At 71.7% G+C, this 11,895-nt stretch carries 10 protein-coding genes and 1 pseudogene; 6 read left to right on the top strand and 5 right to left on the bottom strand.

Annotated features, from left to right (window positions below; translation table 11 throughout):
- A pseudogene (locus AB0A95_RS02400) lies at positions 1-664 on the top strand (cell division protein DivIVA); the annotation flags it as partial.
- Between the two features lie 86 nt (positions 665-750).
- Here the strand turns inward: AB0A95_RS02400 and AB0A95_RS02395 are convergent.
- Entirely contained in the window at positions 751-972 is a 222-nt protein-coding gene (locus AB0A95_RS02395) for a DUF2631 domain-containing protein (RefSeq protein WP_357553784.1), read from the bottom strand.
- Positions 973-1,299: 327 nt separating this feature from the next.
- Between AB0A95_RS02395 and AB0A95_RS02390 the strand changes: the two genes are divergently transcribed.
- Entirely contained in the window at positions 1,300-2,880 is a 1,581-nt protein-coding gene (locus tag AB0A95_RS02390) for a Rieske 2Fe-2S domain-containing protein (protein ID WP_357553783.1), read from the top strand.
- A 133-nt stretch (positions 2,881-3,013) separates the two neighbouring features.
- Here AB0A95_RS02390 and AB0A95_RS02385 read toward each other — a convergent pair whose 3' ends face one another.
- From AB0A95_RS02385 to AB0A95_RS02375, 3 genes are read right to left on the bottom strand one after another with little or no spacing between them, the layout of a single operon-like run.
- Positions 3,014-4,609 carry an NAD(P)/FAD-dependent oxidoreductase gene (locus AB0A95_RS02385; RefSeq protein ID WP_357553782.1) on the bottom strand — a complete coding sequence of 532 codons (1,596 nt, stop codon included), beginning with the start codon at positions 4,607-4,609 and terminating at the stop codon, positions 3,014-3,016.
- A 33-nt stretch (positions 4,610-4,642) separates the two neighbouring features.
- The gene (locus AB0A95_RS02380) at positions 4,643-6,499 is read right to left on the bottom strand and encodes a HAMP domain-containing sensor histidine kinase (protein WP_357553781.1); all 1,857 of its coding nucleotides are present in this window, start codon (positions 6,497-6,499) and stop codon (positions 4,643-4,645) included.
- Positions 6,489-7,190, bottom strand: a complete 702-nt coding sequence (locus AB0A95_RS02375; protein WP_357553780.1) for a response regulator transcription factor — start codon at positions 7,188-7,190, stop codon at positions 6,489-6,491. Before AB0A95_RS02375 ends, AB0A95_RS02380 begins: the two co-directional genes overlap by 11 nt.
- A 112-nt stretch (positions 7,191-7,302) precedes the next feature.
- On the opposite strand from AB0A95_RS02375, the gene AB0A95_RS02370 reads away from it, so the two are divergent.
- The 4 genes from AB0A95_RS02370 (at position 7,303) to AB0A95_RS02355 (ending at position 10,919) form a co-directional block, all read left to right on the top strand.
- The gene (locus tag AB0A95_RS02370) at positions 7,303-7,917 is read left to right on the top strand and encodes a hypothetical protein (protein ID WP_357553779.1); all 615 of its coding nucleotides are present in this window, start codon (positions 7,303-7,305) and stop codon (positions 7,915-7,917) included.
- Positions 7,904-9,037: a peptidoglycan-binding domain-containing protein gene (locus tag AB0A95_RS02365; RefSeq protein ID WP_357553778.1), complete on the top strand. Its 1,134-nt coding sequence runs from the start codon at positions 7,904-7,906 to the stop codon at positions 9,035-9,037. Before AB0A95_RS02370 ends, AB0A95_RS02365 begins: the two co-directional genes overlap by 14 nt.
- 5 nt (positions 9,038-9,042) lie before the next feature.
- Positions 9,043-9,732, top strand: a complete 690-nt coding sequence (locus AB0A95_RS02360; RefSeq protein WP_357553912.1) for an ABC transporter ATP-binding protein — start codon at positions 9,043-9,045, stop codon at positions 9,730-9,732.
- 65 nt (positions 9,733-9,797) lie between these two features.
- On the top strand, positions 9,798-10,919 hold the full coding sequence (locus AB0A95_RS02355) for an ABC transporter permease (RefSeq protein WP_357553911.1): 1,122 nt from the start codon (positions 9,798-9,800) through the stop codon (positions 10,917-10,919).
- Positions 10,920-11,043: 124 nt separating this feature from the next.
- Here the strand turns inward: AB0A95_RS02355 and AB0A95_RS02350 are convergent, their stop codons facing one another.
- Positions 11,044-11,868, bottom strand: coding sequence for a YhjD/YihY/BrkB family envelope integrity protein (locus AB0A95_RS02350; protein ID WP_357553777.1), 825 nt, complete (start codon positions 11,866-11,868; stop codon positions 11,044-11,046).
- Positions 11,869-11,895: the final 27 nt, after the last annotated feature.

Here is an 11,895-nt window from a genome sequence, read left to right as displayed (position 1 = left end):
GGGCGGTTACGGTCCGGACGACCAGCGTGGGCCGGGCGGTTACGGTCCGGACGACCAGCGTGGGCCGGGCGGTTACGGTCCGGACGACCAGCGTGGGCCGGGCGGTTACGGTCCGGACGACCAGCGTGGCCCCGGCGGGTACGGCCCGGACGACAAGCGTTCGCCCGGCGGCTACCCGCCGGAGGAGCCGCGCTTCGACGGCTTCGAGGCGGGGCGGCACGGCCGCACCGACATGACCGCCGAGATCCGGATGCCGGAGCGGGACCTGCGCGACCTGCGCCGAGGCCCGGCCGGTCCGCCTCCAATGCAGCAGCAGGGCATCGGTGGTCCGCCGATGGCCGGCCCGCCCGCCGTGGCCGGCCCTCCGATGGGTGGTCCTCCGATGGGTGGCCCGCCGATGGCTGGCCCGCCCGGCAGCGACCTCTACCGGGTCGACCAGATCCGCCGCAGTTTCCAGGTGCGCCGGTTCGGCAGCGGGTACGACCCCGACCAGGTGGACCGGTTCTTCGACACCCTGCTCGGCGGCATGCAGCGCCGCAACCCGATGCCTGTCGACCCGAAGGACCTGGACACGCTCCGGTTCGGCCTGGTTCCCGGTGGTTACTTCGAGGCTGAGGTCGACGCCGCGCTCAAGGACGTGCAGGACATCCTCTTCGGGCGCTGACGTCCGACACGTACGGACGAGGGCCCGTCCCCGGGTGGGGGCGGGCCCTCGGCGTATGGTGGCCGGTCGTCCGGCGGTGGGTCGGGTCAGGAACGCAGACCGTTGCGCCGCAGCACGACGTCGCCGATCACGATGATCAGCAGCAGCACGGCCAGGCCGACCAGCCAGATGTCCTCGACCTTGCCCTCGTGGTTGCCGCAGATCATCGCCAGCAGCGCCAGCGCGGACAGCACCGCGCCAATTCGCCCGAGCTTCCGGTGCCCGGGCTTGTGCTGGTCTGGCGACGTTACCGGCTCGCTTCCTGCCACTGTCGGTCCTTCCCTCGCGATCGGATCTTTGGTTAGTCTGGCACGCCTCGTGCCGGCCCCGGCGCAGGGTCCGACCAGTTGAGGGGTCGGCATGACGCGCGAGGAGGATCGCGAACTGCCGAAGGCGGCCCACGAGGCGTGCTGTCCGGCCGCGCCGGCACGGCGGAGCCGGACGTCTCCGACCGCCTGCTGACCGGCGGTCGAGCAGGTCGCCCCACCCCGCTGGGGGTGGGTGGAACGGCACTACCGGCGTCGCGGGGCAACGGTCAGACCCGCTCCGGTAGCGTTTGGCGTACACCTGATTGTCTGTTTGAGGGGGACTGTGCGGTGCGAGTGACCGGAACCGGGCACGCCAGCATGCGGATCGACACGGCCGCGGGCAGCATCCTGTGCGACCCGTGGGTCAATCCGGCCTACTTCGCCTCGTGGTTTCCGTTCCCGGACAACTCTCTGCTGGACTGGGAGAGCCTGGGTCAGGTCGACTACCTGTACGTGTCCCACCTGCACCGGGACCACTTCGACGCGAAGCACCTGCGCGACTTCGTCTCGAAGGACGCCACGGTCCTGCTCCCCGAGTTCCCGACCTCGGAGATGGAGGACGAGTTCCGGGCGCTGGGCTTCACGAAGTTCCTGAAGACCCCCAACGAGCAGGTGGTGGAGCTACCTGGCGGCCTGAAGATCATGATTCAGGCGTTGACCAGCCCGACCGACGGGCCGATCGGCGACTCGTCGCTGTGGGTCGAGTACGACGGGGTGCGGCTGCTCAACCAGAACGACGCCCGCCCCACCGACCTGAGCGTGTTCGCCGAGCTGGGGCACGTGCACGCGCACCTGCTCCAGTTCTCCGGCGCGATCTGGTATCCGATGGTCTACGAGCTGCCGCAGGCGGCGAAGACCGCGTTCGGCAAGCAGAAGCGCGACCGGCAGTTCGACCGGACGTGGCGCTACATCGACGACCTGAAGGCGTCGCACGTCTTCCCGATCGCCGGCCCGCCGTGCTTCCTCGACGACGCCCTGTGGCAGTTCAACGACATCCACGGCGACGAGGGCAACATCTTCCCCGACCAGTCCGTCTTCCTGTCGGAGTACGCGAAGGTCGGCGGCACCAACGGCATCGTGCTGCTGCCGGGCAGCGTCACCGAGGTCACCACCGAGGGCGCGAGCACCACGCACCCGGTGCCGGTGGACGAGTTCTTCGCGAACAAGGTCGCCCACCTGGAGGAGATGCGGGAGCGCAAGCGCCCGATCATCGAGGCGGAGAAGGCGTCCTGGCGGCACCCCGAGGTGAACGTCCTCGGCGAGATGAAGCGCCGCATCGAGCCGCTGCTCGACGAGTCGATCTACCTGGCCAAGGGCGTGGGCGGGCCGGTCCGCTTCGACCTGGTCGGCTACGACGGCGAGAGCGTCGAGTCGATCGTTGTGGACTTCCCCGGCAAGGAGGTCCGGCCGTACGCGGACGAGAAGGTGCGTTACCGGTTCCGGACCGAGCGGTCGCTGATCGAGCACCTGCTCTTCATCGACGAGGTTGACTGGGTCAACTCGCTCTTCCTGTCCTGCCGGTTCTCGGCTGCCCGCATCGGCCAGTACAACGAGTTCGTCTACGCGTTCTTCAAGTGCCTCTCCGAGGAGCGACTCCAGTACGCGGAGGGCTGGTACGACGAGCACGAGCGCAGCACCGACGCCGAGGACATCACGCTTGGCGACTGGGTGGTGCAGAGGCGCTGCCCGCACCTGAAGGCGGACCTGACCCGCTTCGGCATCGTCGAGGGCGACCAGTTGACCTGCCAGCTACACGGCTGGAAGTTCGACCTCCCCAGCGGCCGCTGCCTAACAAGCGTAGGCCACAAGGTGCGAGCCCACCGAGTAGACGCAGAAACCCCAGCCCCAGCAGGCAAAGCCGCAATCTAACCCACCCCACCCCACCCCCACCCCTCCGTGTTGATCATGGAGTTATAGTCGGCCGCCGCGGCGTGTCGTGACAATAACCTCATGATCAACCGCCTCGGGCGGGGGTCGGGCGGGGGTGGGGGTGGGGGTGGGGTTAGGGCGTTAGGTCGGACAGGATTCGGCGGGCTGCGTTGTGGCCGGCTGCTCCGATGACGCTGCCGGCTGGGTGGCAGCCGGCGCTGCCGGCGTAGACGCCGTCGATGCCTGTGGCGTAGGGCATCCGGTCGGTGAACGAGACGGTGTTGTCGACATGGTGGATGTGGCCGCCGGTGATGCCGAAGTGCGCCTCGATGCCGGGCGGGGGCAGCGGCACCGCGTCGGCGATCAGGTCACCGGTGCCGGGCGCGTACCGTTCGACGATCTCGACGAGCCGGTCGACGTAGCCGGGCAGCGCCGCGTCCCAGGTGGTGCCGGCCAGCTCGTAGGGGACCGACTGGACGAAGAGCGCCGACGAGTGGTGTCCGGCGTCGTCGGAGAGCGACGGGTCGACTGTGGTGTGCAGGTACCACTCGATTGTCGGCTCGGCCGGCAGCCGCCCGGCCCGCACGTCCGCCCACATGTCGCGCAGCGCGGTCATCGGTGAGGTGGCGTCCCCGCCGACCAGCGAGGCCGAGCCGGGCAGCAGGTGGATCGTCGAGCCGAACGGGCTCGGCGTGCCGGGCGGCAGGCAGGAGAACCGCGGCAGGCCGGCGAGCGCCAGGTTGAGTTTCAGGGTGGTGCCGGGGCGGCGGACCGCCGCCATCCGATCGCCGAGTCGCGCCGGGAGCGCGCCGTCGGGCAACAGGTCCATCAGCCGGTACGGGTCACACGCGCCGAGCACCACCCGCGCGGCGACCTGTCGTCCGTCGGCCAGCACCACGCCGCTGGCCGCGCCGCCGTCCACTGTCACCGCGCTGACCGGCGTACCCGTCCGGATCGTCGCCCCGGCGGCCCGAGCGGCCTCGGCGAACGTCCGCGAGACGGTGCCCATGCCGCCCTCGGCGATCATCCAGGTGCCGCCGGAGCCGGGCAGTCGGCACATGTTGTGTATCAGGAAGTTGTGGCCGGTGCCGGGGTCGTCCGGGCCGGCGTTGAGCCCGGACAGCCCGTCGGTGACCGCGTACATGCTGACCAGCAGCTCGGAGCGGAACTCGAACCGGGCCAGGTAGTCCGCGACCGAGCCCTGCACGAGGTCGACGAAGACCTGCCGCAGCCCCGGGCGGACGTGCCGCTCGGCGGTCTCCTCGACGGTCAGCGGCTCGGCCAGCCAGGCCGGGGCGAGGTCCTCGCGCAGCGCGGCCAACTCGGCCTGCATGGCGTCGTCGGCGGCCACGTCGGCGGGGGAGAAGAACTCGGCGAGCTGGGCCCGGGTGGCGGCGGTGTCGCTGCCGAAGAGCAGGTACGGCGAGCCGAGGCCACCGGGCGTGGGCAGGAAGTAGTGCGGGTCGCGGCGCAGCACCGGGATCCGGACGTCGAGCGTGGCGAGCAGCTCCGGTGGCATGAGCCCGAGCAGGTACGACCCGGTGGAGTGCCGCAGCCCCGGCACCTTCGAAAACGGGGTCTCGGTGCGGGCCGCGCCGCCGATCACGTCGGCGGCCTCCAGCACCAGGACGTCCAGGCCGGCGCGGGCCAGCAGGACGGCGGAGACCAGGCCGTTGTGCCCGGCACCGACGATCACGACGTCAGCGCGAGCCGGAACCCCATCGCTCATGCCGCCCCACCCTAGTCCGCCCCGCCAGACCGGTCACCCCTCCCGCGCGCGGAGGCGGGTGGGTAGGTGGAGGGTGAAGGTGGAGCCCTGGGCTGGCGTGCTGGTGGCGCTGACCGTGCCGCCGTGGGCCTCGGTGAGCTTACGCACGATGGCGAGGCCCAGGCCGCTGCCGCCGGTCTGCCGACTCCGGGACTTCTCGGCCCGCCAGAAGCGGTCGAAGATCCGGGGCAGGTCCTCGGCGCTGATCCCGCTGCCGGTGTCGGCCACGGAGACGATGACCCCGTCGTCGGTCGTGCTGGCGCTGATCGTCACGCGCCCGCCCGACAGGGTGTGTCGTACCGCGTTGGCGACCAGGTTGCCGACGGCCTGGCGGAGCCGCACCGGGTCGGCGTCCACCTGCGGGTCGGCCTCGGTGCGTACCGTGATGCTGACGCCGACCCGGTCGGCCTGGGCCCGGTGCGCCTCCGCGACCTGGGCGAGCAGGTCGGTGAGGTAGACCTGTTCGCGGTGCAGCCGCAGCGCGCCCGCGTCGGCCTCGGCCAGGTCCTGCAAATCGGTGATCACGTGCTGGAGCAGTGTCGCCTCTTCCAGCAGTGAGGAGAGCAGTCTGCGGTCGGGGGCGGCGACGCCGTCCTCGACAGCTTCGAGCCAGCCCCGGATGTTGCTCACCGGCGTCCGCATCTCGTGGGCGATGTCGCTGACCATGGCGCGGCGTAGCTGCTCCAGCCGTTCCCGCCGTTCGGCCATGTCGTTGAAGACCTCGGCCAGCCGGGCGATCTCGTCGCGGCCGGTCACCCGGACCCGGGCGGCGCCGTCGCCGTCGCGCATCCGCTGGGCCGCCCCGGTCAGGGCGTGCAGCGGGCGGGTCAGCCGGATGCCGGCGAGGACGGTGAAGCCGATCGTCACCAGCAGGACGAGGCCGGCGACCGCGACGATCCGGGTCTGGTTGGCCCGGGAGAGGTCGAAGGTGGTGGAGGGGCGACCGCCCGGGTCGGTGACGAAGAGGGTCGCGGCCGGGGCGACGTACGGGAGGAGTTGCTCGCGTCGACTGGTGCCGACGCAGGCGCTTATCGCACGGTTGTGCTCCTGGTCGAGGCCGGCCGCGCTCCGGGAGTCGGGTGCGCTGGCCGCCGGCTGCCTCGTCCAGGTCCAGTTGAGGTCCACCTGCACGGCGGGCAGGCGTCGCCGCGCCAGGCAGGTGTTCACCAGGGCGTTGAGCTGGGCGAGCGCCTTGCCCTCGGTGGGCGTGCGCGTCGCGAGGTCCGCTCTCGGCTGGATGCACAGGCCGGTGTCGGCGAGGTCGGTGCCGGGGGTCTCGATGCGTGGTCGGCCGGTGGGGCCGTCCACGACAGTGGCCTCGATCTGCCCCCGACCCCGCAGGCACTGCACCGCCTGGGCCGCCCGGGACCGCAGCGCCGCGCGCTCCTCGGCCGGGAGCAGGTACGGTCCGGTGGTACGCGGGTCGATGCGGCCGGTGCCGCCGTCACCGCCGCTCGGCGGGGTGGTCCCGGACATCAGGGCGGTGTCGACGGCGAGCGCGTCGACTGTCGCGGACGACGTCGTCGGCAACGGGCCCGCGCCGGGTGCCGAGTCCGCGATCGGCGCACCCGTGTCGGTGGTCAACGCGATCCGCCGGCCGACGTCCTGCGCGAGCGGCCGCACGACCGCGTCGACCCCGTCCCAGGTCGGGTGGGTCGCCGCGTACGCGAGCAGGGTGTCGTAGATGCGCGTGTCGTCGGCGAGCGCCTGGCCCTGCTCCTGCCGGATCGCTCCGGTGGTGGTGCGCACGGCCAGCCACGCGGTCGCCGCGATCGAGCCGACGGCGATGAGGACGGCAAGCGCCAGCAGCCGGAGCAGCAGGCTGCGGCGCAGCGGCACCTCACGCGACATGGGGTGACTCTTCGACCAGCTTGTATCCGACGCCGTACACGGTCACCAGCCGGGCCGGCTTGCGCGGGTTCGGCTCGATCTTCCGGCGGAGGTTCATGACGTGCATGTCGACGGTCCGGCTGGTGATGTACCTGTCGAACCCGTGCAGATAACCCAGGAGCTGATCGCGGGTGAACGCTCGGGCGGGCTGGGCGGCCATCGCCTGGAGCAGTTGGAACTCGCCAGGCGTGCAGTCGACGAGGCGTCCGTCGCTGCGTACCTCGTGGCGCACCGGGTCGACGTGCACGGCGCCGACCCGCAGCACCGGGTCCGCCTGCCGCTGCGTCCGTTGGCCCCGGCGTAACAGGCTGCGGGCCCGGGCAACCAGCTCACGCGGGCTGTACGGCTTCGTCATGTAGTCGTCGGCGCCCAGGTCGAGGCCGAGCAGCAGGTCGTCCTCGGTCGACCGGGCGGTCAGCATGAGCACCGGCAGGTCGGACTCCCGGCGCAGGATGCGACAGACGTCCAGGCCGTCGACCTTCGGCATCATCACGTCGAGGACCAGCAGGGCCGGCGGTCGTTGTCGGATCTGCTCCAGCGCGGCCCGCCCGTCGGGCACCACCAGCACCTCGTGTCCCTCGCGTTCCAGATACCGGCGAGCCAACTCGGCCTGCTTCTGGTCGTCCTCGGCTACCAGCACGTACGCACACACGGCAGCGACTGTACGTGGCCCCGGCCGGGTCCGGCGGTGCCGCTGAGCTGGGACTACCGGATGACAACCGGTTCCTGACAGGTCTCTGACAGGAAGGCGTGAAGCTCACGCCATGACCAACCCAACCCATCGGGTCGCGGCCGGGCTCGCCGCGATCACAGTCCTCGCCGTCGCCCTCACCGGCTGCGGCGGCGGAACGTCAAGCGCGGACAAGGGCACCGCGAGCGGTGACGTCGCCTCGCTCACCACCCCGTCGGCCCCGGCGAGCGCCACTCCCGCCGGGGGTGCCGCCAACGGTCGGCCGCAGCTACGCCTGGACATGACCGACGAGGAGGAGGAGCGGCTCTGGGGGGCGTACAACATCTGCCTGCACGACAACGGCGTGAAGCTGAACGACGGCCGGTCACAACCCGGCCCGGTGGGGGACGGTACGGGCCTGTCCCTCGACCAGAGCGGGGAGCCGAAGGCGGCGTACGTGGCGTGCGCCAACAAGCTGCCGCTCCAGCCGCCGGAGCTGGACCCGGAGAAGAACCCGAACTACGTGAGCCAGTGGAACGACTACGTCCAGTGCCTGCGCGGGCGCGGCCTGAAGATCCACTCACTGCCGGACGGCTCCGGCTGGACCTACGACGACGGGGTCGCCGACCCGACCGGCGGTCTTGACGGTCCCGCGATGGACAAGGCCGAACGGGAATGCACGATGGAGATCTTCGGTGCCAAGAAGTAACCCGAGCGATGATCCCGGTCGGCGCACCACCCGGCGTACCGCGATCGTGGTGGCGACGGTGACCCTGGTGATCGCCGTCGGCGCCGGCATCGGGGTGCTGGCGCTGCGGCGTCCCGCCGACGATGACGTGGCGAGCACCCCGCCCTCGGTGACCACGACCACGGTGATCCGGGCCGACCTGTCGGACACCCGTTCGCTGAACGGCACGCTCGGCTTCGGCCCGGAGCGGGTGGTGAAGGGCGCCGGGGAGGGCGTCGTCACCCGGCTGCCGAAGGTGGGCGACACGGTGGCCCGGGGCAAGCCGCTCTACTGGGTCAACGACCGACCGGTGCCGGTGCTGTTCGGTGGGACTCCGCTCTTTCGCACCCTCGACAAGCCCGGACTGGTGGGCAGCGACGTACGGATCGTGTCGGACAACCTGAAGGCGCTGGGTTACCGCACCGGCTCGCAGCCGTCCCGCAGCGCCGACGGCACGAGGATCGGCACGGGTCACGCCCTGCTCACCGCGAGCCTCGTCGCCGCGATCAAGAAGTGGCAGCAGGCCCTCGGTCTGGAGCCCACCGGGACGATCGCGGTCGGGCAGGTCGCCGTGCTGACCGGGCCAGCCCGGGTCAGCGCGGTACGGGCGCTGCCCGGTGACCCGGTCGCCGGTGAGCTGCTGGCCGTCACCGAGAAGGTCAAGCTGGTCACCGTGCCGGTCGGGGCCACCGAGGTCGCCGCCATCACGGTCGGCGCCGCCGTGGTCGTCGCCCTGCCGGACAGCTCCGAGATCCCGGCCACTGTCGCCTCGATCTCGCAGACGGTGCGCGGCGGTGGGTCGGACGGTGGCACCGGGCAGGGCAGCCCGCCGACGGTGGACGTCCTCGTCGCGCCGGCCCGGGCGGCGGACGTGGCCAAGCTGGACGCGGCAGCGGTGCAGGTCCGGTTCACCACCGCCGTCCACAAGGGGGTGCTCGCGGTGCCGGTCGGCGCGCTGGTGGCGCTCCGCGAGGGTGGGCATGCGCTGCAACTGCCCGACGGTGGGCTGGTGGCCGTGGAGACCGGGATGTTCGCCAGGGGTCTGGTCGAGATCAGCGGTACCGGTGTGACCGAGGGCCTCGCCGTGGTGACGGCATCGTGACCGCCATCGCCGAGCCGGTGCTGACCGTCGAGGGAGTCAGCAGGACCTACCCCGGCGGGGTGACCGCGCTGGACGACGTATCGCTGACCGTGCGCGCTGGCGAGATGCTCGCCATCGTCGGGCCGTCCGGGTCCGGCAAGTCCACGCTGCTGAACATCATGGGCACCCTCGACCTGCCGACCCGTGGCCGCGTACGCGTGGCCGGGCAGGAGGTCACCGCCCTGTCCGACCGTCGGCTCTCCGCGCTGCGGGGTCGCTGGCTCGGTTTCGTCTTCCAGCAGTTCCATCTCACCGACGGGTTGGACGCCGCCGAGAACGTCGCCACCGGTCTGCTCTACGCCGGGGTGCCCCGCCGTCGCCGTCGCCGCACCGCGATCGAGGCGCTGGCCCGGGTCGGCCTGGCGCACCGGGTCGACCACCTGCCGCAGCAACTCTCCGGCGGGGAGCGGCAGCGGGTGGCGATCGCTCGGGCGCTCGTCAACGAGCCCGCGCTGGTGCTTGCCGACGAGCCGACCGGCGCCCTCGACACGGTCAACGGGGAGGCGGTGCTGGCCCTGCTCACGAACCTCAACGCGGAGGGCACCACCATCGCCGTGATCACCCACGACCGCGATCTCGCCGCCCGTACGCCTCGACAGGTGGAGATCCGCGACGGTCGGATCGTCGCCGACACCGTTGCCGGGAGCGGGACGTGAGCGCGACCCGGCTCGCCCCGAGCGACGTACTCCGGCTCGGCCTGCTCGGGATCACCACCCGCCGGATGCGGGCGGTGCTCTCCGCCCTGGGCATCTCCATCGGTATCGCCACGCTCGTCGTCGTGGTGGGCATCCCGGCGTCCAGCCAGCGTGACCTGATGAACCAGCTCGACGCGCTCGGCACCAACCTGCTGCGGGCCGAGCCGGTGCCGGATCAGGATCCGCCGGTCCTCCTGCCCGAGGACGCCGCCGCCATGGTGTCGCGGATCGGTCCGGTCGAGACGGCGAGCGCGGTCGCGAACACCCACACCGCGGTGCGCCGCAACGAGCTGCTGGACAGGTACGACACGTCCGGTCTCAGCGTGCTCGCGTCCCGGCCGGACCTGATGGGGACTGTCAACGGCCGGATCCGCAGCGGTCGGGCCCTCGACGCCGGCACGGCTGGGCTCCCGACGGCCGTCCTGGGCTACGTCGCGGCGAGCCGGCTGGGCTTCGCCACAGTGGACCCCCGGCAACCACCCCAGGTGTTCATCGGCGAACGCTGGTTCACCGTGATCGGCATCCTGGACCCGTTGCCGCTCTCGCCTGATCTCGACCGTTCGGTGCTTGTCGGGTGGGACGCCGCCAAGGCCATGCTCGGCTTCGACGGTCACCCCACTGTCGTCTACCTGCGGGCCAGGGAGGACGCGTTGGAGGACGTCCGGGCCGTGCTGCCGGCCACCCTCAACCCGCAGTTGCCCGGGCTGGTCCAGGTCAGCCGCCCCTCCGACGCGCTCGCCGCGAAACGGGCCACCGAGAACAGCTTCTCCGCGCTGTTCCTCGGGCTGGCGGCGGTCGCCCTGCTGGTCGGCGGGATCGGCGTGGCCAACACCATGGTCATCTCGGTGCTGGAGCGCCGTCGGGAGATCGGTCTGCGCCGGGCGCTCGGCGCGAACCGTGGCCAGATCCGGGTGCAGTTCCTCACCGAGTCGGTGCTGCTCAGCGTGCTCGGCGGTGCCGCCGGGGCCGCCCTGGGGGTGCTCGCCACGGTCGGCTACGCCAGCTACCAGGGCTGGCCGCCGACGATCCCGGTGACATCGGTGGTCGGCGGCGTCGCCGGTGCCCTGCTGGTCGGGATGGCGGCGGGCGTCTACCCGTCCATCCGAGCCGCCCGCCTAACCCCCACCGAAGCCCTCGCCACCCCCTAACCCCACCCCCACCCCGCGCGGTGATCATGGAGTTATTGCCGCGACACGCCGTGGCGAGTGGCAATAACTCCATGATCAACCAGGTGGGGTGGGTGGGGTGGGGGTGGGGGTGGGGTGGGTGGGGTTAGGGGGTGGTGCGCCAGCGGGAGAGGGCCAGGGTGGCGGAGTAGCCGGCCAGGACGATGACGTGGAACAGGTAGAGCCACAGGAGCACGGCCACGCCGGCGCCGATGTCGTCGAAGCCGCCGAAGGGCACGCCCAGGTCCAGTGGGAGCGAGGCGAAGAGCACGAAGCCGTGCAGGAAGCCGGACAGGTTCGCCGCCGTGAACGACCCGATGCCGAGGGTGGAGAGCCAGTCCGGTGAGGCCGGCCCGACGACCCGGAACACCCATACCAGCACCGGCGTGAGCACCAGCCAGACCGCCAGGAACGACAGCACCACACCGAGCACACCGAGCCAACCACCCTGGCGTACGAGGCGGGTGGTCAGCGGCAGCGCCAGCAGGATCGACAGCAGCAGGGCGGGTGCCGGCGCGAGCAGGGGCAGCAGCAGGAGCCGGCCCCGCCAGCCGATCAGGTGCTCGTCGGAGCGGGGTGCGGCAACCGAGACGAACGCCCGACGCAGGCCCTCGCCGTACAGCGAGGCGGGCAGCAGGGAGGCCAGCGCCAGCAACGGGGTCAACCCCACCCCGGCCTCGACAAGCGCCTGCACCGCCAGGGGCGCGCCGATCGCGGTGGGCAGGGCCTCCACGGCGTACGAGGTGAGTCGGCGGACCCGGTCGGCCCCGGCCACCAGTGCGGTGAGCCAGATCGCCAGCAGCGCCACCGGCACCACGGCGATCGCCCCGTAGAAGGTGATCGCGGCGGCGTGCAGCGACAGGTCCCGGCCGCGCACCGGACGGAACGCGGCACTGGTGATCCGTTTCGTACGCTGCCAGCCGTTGCCCATCGGGTCCTCCTTCCCCGTCGTCGAGCC

It is taken from the genome of Micromonospora sp. NPDC049230 (genome assembly GCF_040647875.1).
GTDB lineage: Bacteria > Actinomycetota > Actinomycetes > Mycobacteriales > Micromonosporaceae > Micromonospora.
Note: the sequence above shows the minus strand (reverse complement) of the source record. Positions and strands in the feature narration are given on the sequence as shown.